This window comes from Cellulomonas sp. HD19AZ1 (assembly GCF_004535805.1).
Classification (GTDB): domain Bacteria; phylum Actinomycetota; class Actinomycetes; order Actinomycetales; family Cellulomonadaceae; genus Cellulomonas; species Cellulomonas iranensis.
The window spans coordinates 43,723-60,718 of the sequence record NZ_SPHX01000005.1; the positions used below are offsets into that span (position 1 = coordinate 43,723).

Sequence of the window (16,996 nt, forward strand, 5' to 3'; positions counted from 1 at the left end):
CCCGGTGCTCCCGGGGCAGGGCCGGCACCCGGTCGGCGACCAGGTGGAGCGTGACCACGCGTGCTGCGTACGACGACGTGTGCTCACGCGGGCGGGATGTTCCCCTCGTCGTCGACTCGGGTGACCGTCCGGCGGTGTCCGCGAGCAGGAGGTCGCAGACCTCGGTCGTCCGTCGACGGTGTCGACGGTCGGATCCGCAGGGGGCCGGAGGACGAGGTCCGGGGAACGTCGAACAGCCTAGCACCGCGGGTCCGACGCCCGTGGCCGGTCGCGGGTGTTCACCCGCGACCGCCCGGACCAGGCCGCGCGCGCGTCAGTCGAGCAGGGTCGCGACGGTGCCGCCGGTCGCGTCGACCGGCAGCGGGAGGACGCGCCAGCCGGCCATGACGCCGCCGAACGCGTCGGCGACCGCGGCGTCGGCGTCGGTCCCCTCGGTGCCGTCGCGCTCGCCCGCATGCCGCGCGAGCGCCAGGACGGTCGGACCGGCGCCCGAGACGACGGCGGCGACGCCGCGCGCCCGCAGCGCGTCGACGAGCGCGAGCGACGCGGGCATGACCGCGCGCCGGTACCCCTGGTGCAGGCGGTCGCCGGTCGCCGCGAGCAGCAGGTCGGGGCGCCTGCCGAGCGCCTCGACGAGCAGCGCGGCACGACCCGCCTGCCACGCGGCGTCGGCGTGCGGGACCTGCGCGGGCAGCACGCCGCGCGCGGCGTGCGTCGACAGGTGACCGGGCGGCACGATCGCGACCGGCGCGACGTCGGGGTGCACCGCGAGACGCGCGGCGCGGACCGGGGGCAGGCCGGTCGCGGCGACGCCGCCCGCGGGCGCGTCGTCCGACCAGGCGACGGTCAGGCCGCCGAGCAGCGCGGGGGCCGCGTTGTCGGGGTGCCCCTCGAGGCGCGTCGCGAGCGCGAGCGCCACGTCGTCGTCGAGCGCGGCGGGGTCGGCGACCAGGCCGCGCGCCGCCAGGATCCCCGCGACCACCGCGGCGGCCGACGAGCCCAGGCCGCGGCCGTGCGGCACGCGGTTGCGGCACACGAGGTGCAGGCCCGTCTGCGGCGCGCCCACGTGGTCCAGCGCGGCACGCAGCGCCCGCACCACGAGGTGGTCCTCGCCGTCGGGCACCTCGCCGGCACCCTCCCCCGTGACCTCGACGCGCACCTCGGGCGTGCCGAGCGCGCGGACGTCGATCTCGTCGTGCAGCCCGAGGGCGACGCCGAGCGCGTCGAAGCCCGGGCCCAGGTTGGCCGACGTCGCGGGCACCCGGACCCGGACGTGCGCCGCACGCAGCCGCACGGCGGTCAGGCCAGCTCGAGCGCGTCGGCGATCGACACGACGTCCGCCTGCACGCGCACGGGCTGCACCTCGCCGCCGTCGGCCGTGCGCAGCGCCCACTGCGGGTCCTTGAGCCCGTGGCCCGTGACGGTCACGACCACGCGTGCGCCCGCCGCCACGAGACCGCGCTCGGCACGCGCCAGCAGGCCCGCGACGCCCGACGCGGACGCGGGCTCGACGAACACGCCGACGTCGGCCGACAGCACGCGGTGCGCCGCGAGGATCTGCTCGTCGGTCACGGACTCGATGACGCCGCCCGACACGTCGCGCGCGTCCTCGGCCTGCCGCCACGAGGCGGGGTTGCCGATGCGGATCGCGGTCGCGATGGTCTCGGGGTGGTCGACCGGGTGCCCGAGCACGATGGGTGCGGCGCCGGCGGCCTGGAAGCCCCACATCGCGGGCGTCCGCGTCGCGACGGCGGGCAGCGCGGCGCCCGCGTCGAGCCCGGCGTACTCGCGGTAGCCCTGCCAGTACGCCGTGATGTTGCCCGCGTTGCCGACCGGCAGGCAGTGGATGTCGGGTGCGTCGCCGAGCGCGTCGACGATCTCGAACGCGCCGGTCTTCTGCCCCTCGATGCGGTCGGGGTTCACCGAGTTCACGAGCTCGACGGGGTACGCCTCGGCGAGCTTGCGCGCCGCGACCAGGCAGTCGTCGAAGTTGCCGTCGACCTGCAGCAGGCGCGCGCCGTGCGCGACGGCCTGGCTGAGCTTGCCCATCGCGATCTTGCCGTCGGGCACGAGCACGGCGCAGACCATGCCGGCGCGCGTCGCGTACGCGGCGGCCGACGCCGACGTGTTGCCCGTCGACGCGCACACGACCGCGCGCGCGCCGCGCGCCGCGGCCGCGGAGATCGCCGTCGTCATGCCGCGGTCCTTGAACGACCCGGTCGGGTTCATGCCCTCGACCTTGACGTGCACGTCGGCGCCCGTGAGCGCCGACAGCGCCGGGGCGGCCACGAGCGGCGTGCCGCCCTCGCCCAGCGTGACGACGCGCTCCTGGACGTGCGCGGGCAGACGGTCGGCGTACTCGGCGATGACGCCGCGCCACTGGTGGGCCATGGGTTCGGCTCTCTCGGGTGGGTGGGGTGGGTCTCAGAGCACCGGCAGCACGGACACGACGCGGCGCACGACGTCGAGCGCCGCGACGGCGTCGACGGTCGTGCGCAGCGCGCGCACGGGGGCGGTGTGGGTCGTGATGACGAGCGTGGCGGACGCGTCGTCGCCGGTGGCCCGGGGCGTCTGGCGGACCGACTCGATCGACACGTGCTGGTCCGCCAGCGCGTGCGCGACGCGCGCGAGCACGCCCGGGCGGTCGTCGACCTCGAGGCGCACCTGGTAGCGCGAGCGCGCGTGGCCCGCGTCGAGCACCGGCAGGTCGGCGTGCGAGGACTCGACCGGGCCCTTGCCGCCCAGGACGCGGTGCCGCGCGACCGACACGAGGTCCCCGAGCACGGCCGACGCGGTGGGCGCACCGCCCGCGCCGCGACCGTAGAACATCAGCTCGCCCGCGGCCTCGGCCTCGACGAACACCGCGTTGAACGCCTGCCGCACGCCGGCCAGCGGGTGCTCGGCGGGCACGAGCGTCGGCTGCACGCGCACGAGCACGCCGGCGGTGCCGTCGTCGCCCTGCGCGCGCTCGGCGACCGCGAGGAGCTTCAGCACGTGGCCCGTGCGCCCGGCCCACTCGACGTCCTGCGCGGTGAGCCCGGTGATGCCCGCGCGCTCGACGTCGTCGAGCGCGACCCGCGTGTGGAACGCGAGCGACGCGAGGATCGCGGCCTTGGCGGCGGCGTCGTAGCCCTCGACGTCGGCGGTGGGGTCGGCCTCGGCGTAGCCGAGCGCCTGCGCCTCGGCGACGGCCTCGTCGAGCCCGTCGCCCGTGGTGGTCATGGAGTCGAGCACGTAGTTGGTGGTGCCGTTGACGATCCCGAGCACGCGCTGCACGGTGTCGCCGGCCAGCGACTCGCGCACGGGTCGCACGATCGGGATGGCGCCGGCGACCGCGGCCTCGAAGTAGAGGTCGACGCCCGCGGCGTCGGCCGCCTGGTAGAGGGCCGGTCCGTCCTGCGCGAGCAGCGCCTTGTTGGCGGTGACGACCGACGCGCCGTGCTCGACGGCGCGCAGCACGAGCGAGCGCGCGGGCTCGATGCCGCCCATGAGCTCGACGACGACGTCGGCGCGGGCCACCAGGGCCTCGGCGTCGGTGGTCAGCAGCGCGCGGTCGACGACCGGGTCGCGCTCGGCGTCGAGCGAGCGGACCGCGACCCCGACGAGCTCGAGCTTCGCGCCCGTGCGCGCCGCGAGCTCGTCGGCCTCCGTGACCAGGCGGCGCACGACCTCCGTGCCGACGACGCCGCAGCCGAGGACGGCGATGCGCAGGACGGACGGGGCGTCGGGCGAGAGGACCACGGGGTGCCTTCCGGACGGGGCGGCCGGCGGGCCGCGCGGGTGTCGTCGGCGCCGCCCCGCACGCGCGTGCGGGGCGTCGACCGCCGCCCAGGATAGGGCGGCGGCCCGCGCACCGTCCGAACCGTCCGGGCTGCGGGCGCGGCGGTCCTGGACGGACGGTCTTGTTAGGCGAGGCTCACCTGATCTACGGTGTCGTCCTGACGTTCTGTCAGCAACCGTCGCGGCACCGCCGCGCGCGTCCGTGCCCGTCCATGCCCGTCCATGCCCCCGCCGCACCGAGGAGCCCGCCCATGACCGCACAGACCGACGAGCGGGCCCCCGGGACCGACGCGGACGTGCCGCTGTCCGCCGCGCTGCGCGCCGGCACGCGCGCCGACCACGAGGACACCGAGCGCTCGCCGTTCGTCGAGCACCTCGTCGACGGACGCCTGCCGCTCGCCGGGTACGCCGACCTCGCGGCCCAGCAGCACGCCGTCTACCGCGCGCTCGAGGCCGCGGGCGACCGGCTCGTCGCCGCGGGCGCCGACGCCGGGCTCGTGTTCGCCGAGCTCGAGCGCGTGCCCGCGATCGAGGCCGACCTGACGCACCTGCACGGGCCCGACTGGCGCGCCCGCGTGCGCGTCCTGCCCGCGACCGCCGCCTACGTCGCGCGGCTCGAGGAGGTCGGCGACGACCTGCCCCGCTACGCCGCGCACGCCTACACGCGCTACCTCGGCGACCTGTCCGGCGGGCAGGTGCTCAAGCGCATGATCGAGCGCCACCACGGGCTCGACGGCGACGGCGTGCGGTTCTACGACTTCCCGCAGATCCACAAGCTCAAGCCGTTCAAGGACGTGTACCGCGAGCGCCTCGACGCGCTCGACCTCACGCCCGCCCAGCGCGCCGACGTGGTCGAGGAGGCGCGCCTCGCGTTCCGCCTCAACCGCGCGATGTTCGCCGACCTGGGCGCGGCGCACCTGTCCTGAGCGGCACGCACCCGCACCGACGACGACGGGGGCGGCACCGGTCGGTGCCGCCCCCGTCGTCGTCCGCACGTCAGACGGTCACGAGCCGCGCACGACGCCGCGCCGCGACCGCGAGCGCGCTGCCCAGGGCGACGAAGACGACCGCCGCACCGGCGGCACCGGCCGCGTCCGCACCCGTCACCGCGAGCCCCGTCGACGTGTCGCACTCCACCTGGCCGCCGAGCGGCAGCGTGAACGACACCGGGTCGAGCGGCTCACCGGCCTGGTAGAAGCCCGCGAACGCCGTCGCGCCCGCGGCGGTCAGCGTCGCCGGCACGCCGCTGTACGCGACCCGGTCCGCGGTCGCCGTGCGCGAGCCCGACCCCAGCGCGAGCGTCGCGAGCGTGACGCGCGAGGAACCCTCGGGCGACGTCACGCTCGCGGTCAGCACGGCCGACGACGCGCTCGTCACCTGCACGCGCGGGTCGGCGACCGTGAGGTCGAGCTGGCCGTGGTGGCCCGTGAAGTGCACTCGGCCCGACCACGACGCGGCCCCGGCGGGACCGTCCGGGTTGAACCGGCCGGTGCCGCCCGACCACGTCCACGGACCGTCGCCCGAGACGCCGGAGGCGCTCACCGCACCACCCGCGACCGGCCCGGTCACGTACGTGCGGAACGAGTCCCGCACGCCCCACGTGAGGGTCGCACCCGTCACGGCACGCGCGACGCACCGTGCGGGCGCCGCCGTGACCGTGATCTCCTGCGTCAGCGTCTGCCCGGCGCCGACCAGCACGAGGGTGTGGCGCCCGGCCGGCGTGCCCGCCGGGACCGTGACCGTCGCCGTGACCACGCCCGACGCGTCGGCCGTGAGGTTCGCGGCCAGCACGACCGGGTCGGAGCGCAGCTCGAGGCGGATGCCCGTCTCGCCCGGGCCGAAGCCGCTGCCGGTCACCGTGAGCTCGCCACCGGCGACGACCCGCCCCGACGTCAGGCCCTCGACCGTGACCGTCCCGGCCTCGACCGGGGCCGGGGTCGGCTCGCCCACACCCGGGAGCGCGGGCGTCCCGGCGAACGAGAGCGGCGTCGCGGTGTCGAACGACCGGTCGGACGAGCCGTGCGCGGCCATCGTCAGCACCTGGAACGGCGTCGTCGCGTGGTCGTACGTCGTGCCACCGCCCGTGAACGTCGACGCGACGCCCGTGAGGTGGACCGTGAACGAGCCGTCGGCCGCGAGCGGCGCGGTCGTCGCGGTCTCGGCCGTCGTGCGCGCGCTCACCCACTTCGCCTGCTGGAACCGCGACGCGTCGGCGTACCAGCGGTCGCCGACCTTCGGTCCGACCGCGACGTACAGGCCGGGGCCGGCGGCGGCCGCGGCGAAGCCCGTGCCGCGGACCGTGAGGTCGAGCCGGCCGTCGGCGCGGACCGTGCGGTCCACGGTCACGGCGGGACCGGGCGTCGGCTCGGGGCTGGGCTCCGGCGTCGGCTCCGGGCTGGGCTCGGGCGTCGGCTCCGGGGTCGGCTCGGGGGACGTGAACGTCAGCGGCGTGGCCGTCTCGTAGGCGGCGACGACGGCACCCGAGCCGGCGTACGTGTAGATGCCGTACCGCGCGCCCGCCGCCGGCGACTTCGCGTCGACCGCCGACTTGTCGACGACGACCTCGGCCGTGAACGACCCGTCGGGCCGCAGCTCGACGGCACCCGCACCGGGGCCGCCGATCGTCGCCATCGAGTCCGCGGGCACGGCCCAGCGCGTCGCGCCGGTCGCCGCGCGCGCGGACGACGGTGCGCCCTGCGACGCGCCCCACACCTCGGGGAACGCGCCGAAGACGACGTACACGCCCGCGGCGCGCCCCGCCAGCGGCGGTCGCGTCCCGGTCGCGAGCGAGGGCAGGAAGCCCGTGCCCTCGACCGTGACGGTGGTCGGGCCGTCCGCCGAGAGCGCGGTCCGCGACACGCGCACGGCGGGAGCGGGTCCGGGCGTCGGCTCCGGGGACGGCTCGACCGTCGGCTCGGGGGTCGGCTCGGGCGTCGGCTCCGGGGTCGGCTCGGGCGTCGGGAACGTCAGCGCGGTCGCGGTGTCGAGCGACCGGTCGGGCGACCCGTGCGCGGCCATCGTCAGCACCTGGAACGGCGTCGTCGCGTGGTCGTACGTCGAGCCGCCGCCCGTGAACGTCGGTGCGACGCCGGTGATCGTGAGCTCGAACGTGCCCTGCGGCGTGAGCGGCGCGCGCGAGTCGGTCTCGGCGGTCGCCGACACGCTGACCCACTTGACCTTCTGGAAGCGCGACGCGTCGACGAACCAGTCGGCACCGACCTTCGGGCCCACGGCCACGTAGACGCCGGGGCCGGCCACGGCCGCCTCGAAGCCCGTCCCCGTGACCACGAGGTCGAGCGTGCCGTCGGCCGCGGGCGTCTGCCGCACCGTGACCTCGGGTCCCCCCGCCGCGGCGGCCGGCAGCGCGGCGAGCGCGGCCCCCAGGCTCATGACGAGCGCGGTGAGCGCCGCCGTCAGCCCGCGTCTCGCGCGGGTCGTCGTTCGTCGTTCCATCGTGTTCCTTCCTCGGGACGTGCGGGACCGGGCGGGGGCGCCTCGGGGGTGGGGGTCAGGGGGTGGTGCGGTCGAGCCGCACGGGGTCGCGGCGGACGGCGGACGGCCGCGCGCCGGTCACGACGCGCTGCGCCGGCGGCGCACGACGACGACGGCCGTCGCCACCGCCGCGAGCGCGGCCGCCGCGGCACCCACGGGCACGGCGAGCGACCGGGCCGGGCGCGCGGAGTCGTCGGCCGACGCCGCGACGGACGCGGGGCGCTCGTCCGCGACCGCGGGCCCGGTCGGTGCGTCGGTCGCGGCGGGCGGCGGCTCGGGGGTCGTCCCGACCGCCGCGTCGTCGGGCGTCGCGCCCGTCAGCACGACCGGGGTGAACGTCTCGTTGTGGGCGTTCGCGATGCCGTGCGCACCGATGGTGATGACGCCGCAGGTCACGGTGGTGCAGTCGAGCTCGACCGTGCCGCCCGACGCGTCGAGCGCCGTGAACCGCGCGCCGGGGACGGTGAGCGTGGTCGCCCACGAGCCGTCGGCGGCGAGCTCGCCGCCGTTGGCCTCGACCGCGGTGCTCGCGCCCGGGAACGCGACGAACCGCTGGTACCCGGCGTTCTCGCGGGCCGCGTCGTCGACCGCGTAGCGCAGGGTCGTGCCGGTCGTGCCCCCGGCGGACGGTTGCCACGTGCCGCCCGCGGGGTCGTCGACCCAGCCGAACAGCACGTAGACGCCGCCGAACCCGCCGGGCACCACCTGGAACCCGGTGCCGCGGACCTCGACGGTGGTCGCCGTGTCGGCGGCGACGCCCGCGGGCGCCTCGACCGTGACCGTCGCGCCGGACGCGCCGAGCGTCCGGTCGGCGGCGGCCCACGCGGGCGCGCCGGTTGTGACGCCGAGCAGCGCGGCGGCCGCGAGCGCCACGAGCGCACGACGCGCCGCGCGCGGGTGACGAACCGTCGGGGCCGGGCGGGCGGTCGGGGCCGGGCGGGTCATGCGGTCTCCTCGGTGACGCGGGCGGGTGGGGCGGCGGGCGCCGCGCGGACGGGCAGCACCACGAGCTCGGGGGGCTCGCCGGCCGCGGCGCCGGGGCGGTGCCAGACGTCGACCGGGTGCTCGTACACCTCGGTGAGCAGGGCGGCGGTGAGCACGTCGTGCGGCGGCCCGTCGGCGCGCACGCGGCCGGCCGCGAGGACCACCACGCGGTCGGCGTAGGCCGCCGCGAGCGTGAGGTCGTGCAGCACGACGACGACCGCGGCCCCGGCGCGCGCGGCGGCGCGGGCCCGCGCGAGCACGGCCTCCTGGTGCCGCACGTCGAGCGCGGCGGTCGGCTCGTCGAGCAGCAGGACGTCGCCCTGCTGCGCGAGCGTGCGCGCGAACGCGACGCGCGCCTTCTCGCCGCCGGACAGCGTGGGGAACGTGCGCGGCGCGAGGTGCGCGACGTCGGCGTCGGCCATGGCCCGCGCGACGACGGCGTCGTCCTCGGCCGCGCGGGGCGTGCCGCGCCACGGGTGGCGGCCCATGGCCACGACGTCGAGCGCACGGAACGCGAACGACACGCGCGCCTCCTGCAGCATGACCGCGCGTCGCCGCGCGAGGTGGACGAGCGGCTGCCGCCGCAGGTCGACGCCGTCGAGCAGCACGAGTCCCGCGTCGGGCCGGGGGTCGCCCGACAGCACCGCGAGGAGGGTCGACTTGCCCGCGCCGTTGGGCCCGACGAGCGCGACGAGCTCGCCGCCGCGCACGTCCAGGTCGACGTCGTCGAGGACGACGGACGGGCCGTACGCGACGCGCACGCCGCGCGCCGCGAGCCGCGCGCTCACGCCCAGCCCCCGGCGGCGCGGCGCGTGCGGCGGATGAGCCAGAAGAAGAACGGGCCGCCGACGAGCGCGGTGAGCATGCCGATCGGCAGGTCGGCGTAGGGCACGGCCGTGCGCGCGACGAGGTCGGCGCCCAGCAGCAGCGTCGCGCCGCCCAGCGCCGAGGCGGGCACGAGCACGCGGTGCCCGGGCCCGACGACCATGCGCACGACGTGCGGCACGACGAGGCCGACGAACGCGATGACGCCGCAGAACGCGACGGCCGCGGCGGTGAGCACGGCGACGACCACGACGACGACCAGCCGCAGCCGCTCGACGTCGACGCCGAGGTGCCGTGCGGGCCGCTCCCCCAGCGCGAGCAGGTCGAGCCGCCGCGCGAGCAGCACGGCCGCGACGAGCCCCGTGACGACGAGCGGCGCGACGACCGCGACGTACGCCCAGCGCGTGCCGTTGAGGCTGCCGAGCTGCCAGAACACGATCTGCTCGCGCGCCTGCGTGTCGCCCAGGAACGTGAGGAACGCGACGGCCGCGCCGCCGACGGCGTTGACGGCGACGCCGGTGAGCACGAGGGTCACGACCTCGGTGCGACCCGCCTCGCGTGCGGTCGCGTAGACCACGAGCGTCGCGGCGAGGCCACCGGCGAACGCGAGCAGCGCGACGGTCCACGACCCGGCGAACGTCCACCCTGTGACGATGACGAGGCACGCGCCGACGGCCGCGCCGGACGAGACGCCCACGACGCCCGGCTCGGCGAGGGGGTTGCCGAACACGCCCTGCATGACGGTGCCGCCCGTCGCGAGCGCGGCGCCGACGAGCACGGCCATGACGACGCGCGGGAACCGGACGGTCCACAGCGCGGCCTCGCCGTGCGCGTGCGCGGGCAGCGGCCCGACGTCGAGCCCGAGGCGGTGCAGCACCGAGCCGAGCACCTCGGCGGGCGGCACGTGCAGCTGCCCGGTGCCCGCGGCGACGACCGCGAGGACCAGCAGCGCGGCGCCGAGCCCGGCGAACAGCGCGACGCGACGGACCGCCCGGGGACGGGCGGGGACGGTCCCGGGTCCGCGCGGCACGGTTCCCGCGGCCTCGGGAGCCGCGGCGGGCGCGGAGGGTGCGGAGGGTGCGGGCGACGTGGCGGAGGGCGTCGCGGCGCGCGCGTCGACGCTCACGCCGCGTCCTCGCCCGGCGCGTACAGCGCGACCGCGAGCGCGTCGAGCACGTCGGCGGTCGCGGGCCCGAACGACAGCACCTGCGCGTCGGCCATGTCGACGACCCGGCGGTGCTCGCCCGCGGGCGTCGAGGCGATCGCGGGGAGCCGCTCGAGCAGCCCGTCGACGCCGCCGACGGACGCGAGGCCGTCGGTCATCATGAGGATGACGTCGGGCGCGGCGGCCACGAGGCCCTCGTCGTTGAGCGGGCGCATGCCCTGCCAGCCGATCTCCCGGGCGACGTCGACGCCGCCGACCGCCTCGACGAGCGAGTCGGCGCCCGAGCCCTCGCCGAACAGGTAGTAGACGCCGGCCTGGCCGCGCGCGTAGAGGAACATGATCCGCAGGCGCTGCGCGGGGTCGGCCGGCGCGACCGCGGCGATCTGCTCGACCTTCGCGTCGATCTCGCCCTGCGCGCGCTGCGCGAGCCGCTCGCCCGCGTCGGCGACGCCGAGCGCGGCCGCGACCTGGCGCACGAGGTCGCCGACGCCCGCGACGTCGCGGTGCGCGTCGACGACGACCACGGGGATGCCCGCGTCGCGCACCTGCAGCACGACGTCCCAGGGTCCGAGGGTCGTGTCGGTGACCAGCACGGTGGGCGCGAGGTCGAGGATCGCCTCGGCCGACAGGTCGTGACCGCCCGACGTGACGAGCGGTCGGTCGGCGATCTCGGCGAACCCCGAGGACACGTCGCGGCCGACGACGTGGTCACCGAGCCCGAGCTCGAAGACCGTGCGCGACAGCGTGCCGTGGACGTCGAGCGCGAGGATCCGGCTGACGTCGGCGACCGTGACGGAGGTGCCCTGCGCGTCGGTGACGGTCACGGGCAGCGCGGGCACCGGGTCCTCGACGACGGGACGCACGGCGGCGTCGGCGACGACGGCCGTCGCGGGCCCCTCGAGGGTGCGCGGGTCGTCGACCGGGGTGACGCCCGCGAGGCGGCGTCCGCCGTCGGGGACGCCGGTCGCGGCCGCGGTGCCGTTCGAGCACGCGGCGCTCACCGCGACGAGCAGCGCGGCGAGGGCCGCGAGGGACGCTCGGGTCGCACGCGTGCGCACGCCGGCCACCGCCTTCGAGGAGAGGGGATCGACGCCCACGCGTCGGTGAGGGGAACCTAACCTAGGTGAGCCTCACCTATCAAACCGGTCCCGAGGCGTGGTGGGACGCACGTCCTGCACCGCACGACCGTGCGCGCGGACGACGACGCCCGGGCACCCTCGCGGGGCACCCGGGCGGTCGGTCGGTGCGGCTCAGTCGGCCGCGACGTCGAGCGCGAGCAGGTCGTCCACCGTCTCGCGGCGCACGAGCACGCGCGACTCCCCCGCCGTGACCGCGACCACGGGCGGGCGCGTCAGCAGGTTGTAGTTCGAGGACATCGAGCGCCCGTACGCGCCCGTCGCGGCGACCGCGAGCAGGTCACCCGCGCGCACGTCGCCCGGGAGCCGGACCTCGTGGACCACGACGTCGCCGCTCTCGCAGTGCTTGCCGACCACGCGCGCCAGCACCGGCGCGGCGTCCGACGTCCGCGACACGACCTCGGCGTGGTAGTGCGCGCCGTACAGCGCGGGGCGGATGTTGTCGCTCATGCCGCCGTCGACCGACACGTACGTGCGCACGCGCCCGTCCTCGAGGCGCACGGGCTTGACCGTGCCCACGGTGTACAGCGTGAGCCCGGCGGGCCCGACGATCGCACGGCCGGGCTCGATCGACAGGCGCGGCAGCGGCTGCCCCAGGTCGCGGCACGCGTCGGCCACGGCCTGCGCGACCTCCTTCGCGATGCGGTCCGGGTCGAGCGGCACCTCGCCGGGCAGGTAGGCGATGCCGTACCCGCCGCCCAGGTCGACCTCGTCGACCAGCACGCCCGTGCGGGCGTGCAGCTCGGCGCGCAGCGCGAGCACGCGCTGCGCCGCGACCGCGAACCCCGACGGGTCGAGGATCTGCGAGCCGATGTGCGAGTGGATGCCGAGCAGCCGCAGCTCGGGACGCGCGACGACCCGCAGCAGCGCCGTCAGGGCGGGGCTGTCGCCGCCGGGCACGGCCGCGAGCGACAGCCCGAACTTCTGGTCCTCGTGCGCGGTCGAGATGAACTCGTGCCCGCCCGCGTGCACGCCCGTGGTCACGCGCACCATCACGGGGGCGGGCGCACCGCCGTCGCCGCGGTGCGCGCGCACGAGGTCCGCGAGCCGGTCGACCTCGACGAGCGAGTCGACGATGATCCGCCCCACGCCCGTGTCGAGCGCGGTGCGCAGCTCGTCCTCGGACTTGTTGTTGCCGTGCAGGCCCAGGTGGGCGCCCGGGACGCCGGCCGCGAGCGCGACCGCCAGCTCGCCGCCGCTCGCGGTGTCGACGCGCAGCCCCTCGGCGTGCACCCAGCGCGCGACCGCGCGCGTCAGCAGCGCCTTGCCCGCGTAGTAGACGTCGACGCCCGTGCCGACCTGCGCGCACGCGGTCTCGAACGCCGACCGGTACGCACGGGCCCGGGCCCGCAGGTCCGCCTCGTCCAGCACGTAGGCGGGCGTGCCGTGCGTCGCCGCGAGGTCGCGCACGTCGACGCCCGCGACCCGCACGGCCCCGTCGGTGCCGCGCACGACGCCCGTCGACCACGGCAGCCCGAGCGGCGTGCCCCCGTCGGCGGTCGCCCCGTCGCGCGTCACATGCGCTCCGGCGCGCTCACCCCGAGCAGCGCGAGCGCGTTCGCGAGCACCTGGCGCGTCGCGTCGTTGAGCCACAGCCGCGTGCGGTGCGCGTCGGTGAGCTCCTCGTCGCCCCACGGCACGACGCGACGCTTCTGGTCGTACCACTTGTGGTACGCCCCGGCGACGTCCTCGGCGTACCGCGCGACGCGGTGCGGCTCGCGCAGGTCGGCCGCCTGCGCGACGACCCGCGGGAAGTCCGCGAGCAGGCCCAGCAGCACCCCCTCGGAGTCATGGTCGAGCAGCGACGCGTCGAACCCGTCCTCGCGACGCACGCCCGCCTCGGCCGCGTTGCGGGCCACCGCGGCGGTGCGCGCGTGCGCGTACTGCACGTAGAACACGGGGTTCTCGTTGGTGGCCTTGGCCAGCAGGTCGAGGTCGAGGTCGATCGGCTGGTCCGACGACGAGCGCGACAGCGCGTAGCGCGCGGCGTCGACGCCGACCGCGTCGACGAGGTCGTCGATCGTGAGGACCGTGCCCGCGCGCTTGGACATGCGCACGGGAGCGCCGTCCTTGACGAGGTTGACCATCTGGCCGATGAGCAGCTCGAGGTTGACGTGCGGCGTGTCGCCGAAGGCCGCGCACACGGCCATCATGCGGCCCACGTACCCGTGGTGGTCGGAGCCCAGCATGATGAACACGCGGTCGAAGCCGCGCTCGCGCTTGTCGAGGTAGTACGCGATGTCGCCCGCGATGTACGCGGCCTCGCCGTCCGACTTCACGATGACGCGGTCCTTGTCGTCACCGAAGTCGGTCGTGCGCAGCCACGTCGCGCCGTCGGCCTCGAACACGTGCCCCGCGTCCCGCAGGCGCGCGATCGCGCGGTCGACCGCACCCGACTCGTGCAGCGAGTCCTCGTGGAAGTACACGTCGAAGTCCACGCCGAAGTCGTGCAGCGACTGCTTGATCTCGGCGAACATCAGCTCGACGCCGCGCGCGCGGAACGCCTCGCGCGCCTCGTCGTCCGGGAGCGTGCGCGGGTCGGGCTCGCCGGCCGCGAGCGCGTCGGCCACGACCTGGTCGGCGATCTCGGTGATGTATTGGCCGCCGTACCCGTCCTCGGGCGCCTCGAGGCCCCGCGCGCGGGCCACGAGCGAGCGCGCGAACTTGTCGATCTGCACGCCGTGGTCGTTGAAGTAGTACTCGCGGGCCACGTCGGCGCCCGACGCCTGCAGCACGCGCGCGAGCGCGTCGCCGACCGCCGCCCAGCGCACGCCGCCGATGTGGATCGGGCCCGTCGGGTTCGCGGACACGAACTCGAGGTTGACGCGCACGCCCGCGAACGTGTCGTTGCGCCCGTACGCCTCGCCCTGCTCGACGATGCCGCGCGCGAGCTCGCCGGCGGCGGCCGCGTCGAGGCGGATGTTGAGGAACCCCGGTCCCGCGATCTCGACGGCCGCGATGCCGGGCACGTCGGCGAGGCGACGCGCGAGCTCCTCGGCGAACGCGCGCGGGTTGCTGCCGGCCTTCTTGGCGAGCTGCAGCGCGACGTTCGTCGACCAGTCGCCGTGCTCGCGCTGCCGGGGTCGCTCGATGTGCACACGGGCCGGGATCGCGGCCGGGTCGAGGGCGAACGTGCCGTCGTCGACGGCATGCACGAGAGCGCCGCGCAGTGCGTCGGCAAGCTGGTCGGGAGTCACCCTCCCAGGGTAGGGGAACCGCCGGGGCGCACAGCCCGGCATTCCGCCCGTCGACCCCCGTCCGCGACGCGCCGCCGACACCCCGGGGCCGCGGGACTGGTCCCCCGGTCGTCGGACGTGTTGACTCGGGCAGGGGCGCCGCGGTCGTCGCAGCCGGCGGCACCCCCCTGGACACGAGGAGACACCGCCCATGGCACGACGCACGGGACTGATCGACACCGCCGTCGAGGCGCTGCGGTCGCGCATCAGCTCGGGCGAGTGGGCCGTGGGCTCGCGCATCCCGCCCGAGCCGGCGCTCGTCGAGCTGCTGGGCGTGGGCCGCAACACCGTGCGCGAGGCCGTGCAGTCGCTCGTGCACGCCGGCCTCGTGGAGCGCCGCCAGGGCTCGGGCACGTACGTGCTGTCGCGCTCCGAGATGGCCGTGACGATGGGCCGGCAGATCGCCGACGCCCGGCAGCGCGACGTCGTGTCGGTGCGCCGCGCGCTCGAGATGGAGGCCGCGCGCCTCGCGGCCCGCCGCCGCACCGCGACCGACGCGTCCGACCTGCTGGCCAAGCGCGACGCGCGCGCCCGCGCGTACGAGGGCGGCGACCTCGACGCGATGGTCGCGACCGACCTCGAGCTGCACCGGTCCATCGTGCGGACCTCCGGCAACCCGGTGCTGCAGTCGCTCTACGACAACCTGCTCGAGGCGATCGGCGACAACATCCGCTTCAACTTCGTCACCGACTCGCACGCCGACGACGCGCACGACTCGCTGGTCGAGGCGATCGTCGCGGGCAACCCCGAGCGCGCCGCGAGCGAGACCAGCGCGTACCTGTCGGGGCTGCTCGAGGACGCCTGACGCACGCACCCCTGCGCGGGTCGGAGCACCCGCCCGCGGGCTGGTAGTCTCGGTGCTCGCTGCGCGCCCGTAGCTCAGCGGATAGAGCGTCTGCCTCCGGAGCAGAAGGTCGAAGGTTCGAATCCTTTCGGGCGCACCACCACCACGAGCCGTCCCGCCGTCACCGGCGGGGCGGCTCGCGGCGTTCCGGGGCACGAGAACCGCGGACGCGTGATGGATCATCGGCTCGTCCCCGCGCCGACGTCCACGCGGGTCACATCACGGGTCGACCCTTCGATCGTCGGGCAACGGACCCGAGGGACCGCTGACGCGTCAGCGCCGCAAGGCCGCCGACGACTAGCGCGAGACTGGCCGCAGCCCTCAGGCCGCCATCGTCACGGGCGCCACCGGAGCCACCGTCAGCCGGGAAGGCCTGAAGGTCCGGTTCGTGAGCCTCAAGCACGGCGGACCGCAGCTCCTGGATGTCCCCGACCTCTTCCAGGGCTGCACCTGCACCGCGCGACAGATCCTCGACCGCTCCGTTCTGCTCGACCGCGAGGAGACCGCCGAGCTGCAGGTCCTGCACGACGGGCGCCGAGGGGTGAGCTGCCAGAGCGCGCCCCGCGTCCGCGTCGTCGTCGACGTAGGAGAACCGGACTGAGCCCGTCTCCAGCGTCGCGGCGATGGTGCCCACGACCGACCCGTCACGGTACAGAGGGGCTGCCCATTCACCGCTGACCACCAGCGGCTCAAGGGACTCGCCTTCGAAGAACTCCTGGCTCCATCGATGCAGCACGACGGGCTCACCGACGGCGAAGACACTCGTCCGCGCAGCCGACGGATCGATGTCGACGGCACGCTCCTCCAGCACGTCCGCCGCCACCCCCGGAGCCTCGTGGGCGAACCATGTGACGACCTCGTCAGGCGCACCTTCAGCCGCGGCCGGGGGTGCAACCGCCAGTCCGAGGATCAGCGCCGTGACTGCGACCGGCAACACGCGAACACGGGACGACATGGTCTCCCTCACTTCTTCGTCAGGTGGATCAAGCCGGTGCCCGTCTTCCACGACGAGTTCTACACGTAGCTGCCCCACTCCCTCGACGTGGTGGTCCCCGACTGCGGGTCCACGTACGAGACGCCGTAGGAGTACCCGGTGTCGTCGTAGCCCCGGATGACATGAGCATGCCCGCCACCGCCGGACCAGATGATCGAGCTGTACACGGGGCGACTCGAGTTCATCTCGCCGACGACGGTCCCCCAGTCGAGCTGGCGCTCGACACCAGGGTTCACCCCGTTCTTCGACAGAGCGTTCATCACGTTCGATTTCGTCCCCGTCACGTTGGCGCACGCGGACGTGCCCTTGCCGTTCTTCACCAGCGTGCACTGGGGGACGACCTTGCCTGTTTGAAACTTCACGATCATCTTCGATGCCGCCGCCCAGCACCAGTTGGACTTCTCCTGCGCGTACGGCGTGACGCTCAGCACCTTCTCGGCATCGTGCGCAACACCTGGACCGATCAACACCAGACCCACGGCCACAGCAACCACCGAGAGCAGCGTGCGGATCGAAGAGCTTCGCTTTCTCACTCTGGCC

The 16,996-nt window shown here is 75.9% G+C and carries 14 protein-coding genes and 1 tRNA gene; 3 read left to right on the forward strand and 12 right to left on the reverse strand.

Translation table 11 applies throughout. The features are described from left to right. Positions 1 to 313: 313 nt before the first annotated feature. Genes thrB through E4A51_RS11380 form a run of 3 tightly spaced genes read right to left on the reverse strand, consistent with a single transcriptional unit; the run spans position 314 to position 3,741 of the window. The gene (thrB, locus tag E4A51_RS11370; protein ID WP_134851820.1) at positions 314 to 1,294 is read right to left on the reverse strand and encodes a homoserine kinase; all 981 of its coding nucleotides are present in this window, start codon (positions 1,292 to 1,294) and stop codon (positions 314 to 316) included. 5 nt (positions 1,295 to 1,299) lie between these two features. Continuing rightward, a complete protein-coding gene (gene thrC / locus E4A51_RS11375; RefSeq protein ID WP_134851821.1) occupies positions 1,300 to 2,391 on the reverse strand; it encodes a threonine synthase in 1,092 nt (363 codons plus the stop codon). 33 nt (positions 2,392 to 2,424) lie between these two features. Further along, the gene (locus E4A51_RS11380; protein ID WP_070320758.1) at positions 2,425 to 3,741 is read right to left on the reverse strand and encodes a homoserine dehydrogenase; all 1,317 of its coding nucleotides are present in this window, start codon (positions 3,739 to 3,741) and stop codon (positions 2,425 to 2,427) included. Positions 3,742 to 4,031: 290 nt separating this feature from the next. On the opposite strand from E4A51_RS11380, the gene E4A51_RS11385 reads away from it, so the two are divergent. Further along, positions 4,032 to 4,706: a heme oxygenase (biliverdin-producing) gene (locus tag E4A51_RS11385; RefSeq protein WP_134851822.1), complete on the forward strand. Its 675-nt coding sequence runs from the start codon at positions 4,032 to 4,034 to the stop codon at positions 4,704 to 4,706. A gap of 70 nt (positions 4,707 to 4,776) precedes the next feature. Here the strand turns inward: E4A51_RS11385 and E4A51_RS11390 are convergent, their stop codons facing one another. From E4A51_RS11390 to argS, 7 genes are all read right to left on the reverse strand, one after another. After that, a complete protein-coding gene (locus E4A51_RS11390) occupies positions 4,777 to 7,233 on the reverse strand; it encodes an HtaA domain-containing protein (protein WP_134851823.1) in 2,457 nt (818 codons plus the stop codon). Positions 7,234 to 7,350: 117 nt separating this feature from the next. Then, the gene (locus tag E4A51_RS11395) at positions 7,351 to 8,217 is read right to left on the reverse strand and encodes a hypothetical protein (protein ID WP_134851824.1); all 867 of its coding nucleotides are present in this window, start codon (positions 8,215 to 8,217) and stop codon (positions 7,351 to 7,353) included. Next, positions 8,214 to 9,044 (reverse strand): heme ABC transporter ATP-binding protein, encoded by an 831-nt coding sequence (locus tag E4A51_RS11400; RefSeq protein ID WP_134851825.1) that lies wholly within the window; start codon positions 9,042 to 9,044, stop codon positions 8,214 to 8,216. Before E4A51_RS11400 ends, E4A51_RS11395 begins: the two co-directional genes overlap by 4 nt. Then, positions 9,041 to 10,111 carry an iron ABC transporter permease gene (locus E4A51_RS11405; RefSeq protein WP_070318852.1) on the reverse strand — a complete coding sequence of 357 codons (1,071 nt, stop codon included), beginning with the start codon at positions 10,109 to 10,111 and terminating at the stop codon, positions 9,041 to 9,043. The genes E4A51_RS11400 and E4A51_RS11405 overlap by 4 nt, the downstream gene beginning before the upstream one ends. Before the next feature lie 92 nt (positions 10,112 to 10,203). Then, positions 10,204 to 11,343, reverse strand: a complete 1,140-nt coding sequence (locus E4A51_RS11410; RefSeq protein WP_206120032.1) for a hemin ABC transporter substrate-binding protein — start codon at positions 11,341 to 11,343, stop codon at positions 10,204 to 10,206. 153 nt (positions 11,344 to 11,496) lie between these two features. Then, positions 11,497 to 12,900 (reverse strand): diaminopimelate decarboxylase, encoded by a 1,404-nt coding sequence (gene lysA / locus E4A51_RS11415; protein WP_070318836.1) that lies wholly within the window; start codon positions 12,898 to 12,900, stop codon positions 11,497 to 11,499. Continuing rightward, a complete protein-coding gene (gene argS, locus E4A51_RS11420; RefSeq protein WP_134851826.1) occupies positions 12,897 to 14,579 on the reverse strand; it encodes an arginine--tRNA ligase in 1,683 nt (560 codons plus the stop codon). Before argS ends, lysA begins: the two co-directional genes overlap by 4 nt. A 190-nt stretch (positions 14,580 to 14,769) precedes the next feature. On the opposite strand from argS, the gene E4A51_RS11425 reads away from it, so the two are divergent. Beyond that, positions 14,770 to 15,423 carry a FadR/GntR family transcriptional regulator gene (locus E4A51_RS11425; protein WP_046527772.1) on the forward strand — a complete coding sequence of 218 codons (654 nt, stop codon included), beginning with the start codon at positions 14,770 to 14,772 and terminating at the stop codon, positions 15,421 to 15,423. Positions 15,424 to 15,486: 63 nt separating this feature from the next. Continuing rightward, a tRNA-Arg gene (locus E4A51_RS11430) sits at positions 15,487 to 15,562 on the forward strand. Positions 15,563 to 15,676: 114 nt separating this feature from the next. Here E4A51_RS11430 and E4A51_RS11435 read toward each other — a convergent pair. Together E4A51_RS11435 and E4A51_RS11440 are read right to left on the reverse strand one after the other, a co-directional pair. Continuing rightward, positions 15,677 to 16,468: a hypothetical protein gene (locus E4A51_RS11435; protein ID WP_134851827.1), complete on the reverse strand. Its 792-nt coding sequence runs from the start codon at positions 16,466 to 16,468 to the stop codon at positions 15,677 to 15,679. Between the two features lie 8 nt (positions 16,469 to 16,476). After that, entirely contained in the window at positions 16,477 to 16,950 is a 474-nt protein-coding gene (locus E4A51_RS11440; protein ID WP_167748902.1) for a papain-like cysteine protease family protein, read from the reverse strand. Positions 16,951 to 16,996 lie beyond the last annotated feature (46 nt).

Bases quoted from the DNA above. Each gene is read 5' to 3' on its own strand.
- E4A51_RS11385 (WP_134851822.1), top strand. From the start codon at position 4,032: ATGACCGCACAGACCGACGAGCGGGCCCCCGGGACCGACGCGGACGTG.
- E4A51_RS11395 (WP_134851824.1), bottom strand. From the start codon at position 8,217: ATGACCCGCCCGGCCCCGACCGCCCGCCCGGCCCCGACGGTTCGTCAC.
- thrC (WP_134851821.1), bottom strand. From the start codon at position 2,391: ATGGCCCACCAGTGGCGCGGCGTCATCGCCGAGTACGCCGACCGTCTG.
- E4A51_RS11390 (WP_134851823.1), bottom strand. From the start codon at position 7,233: ATGGAACGACGAACGACGACCCGCGCGAGACGCGGGCTGACGGCGGCG.
- E4A51_RS11425 (WP_046527772.1), top strand. From the start codon at position 14,770: ATGGCACGACGCACGGGACTGATCGACACCGCCGTCGAGGCGCTGCGG.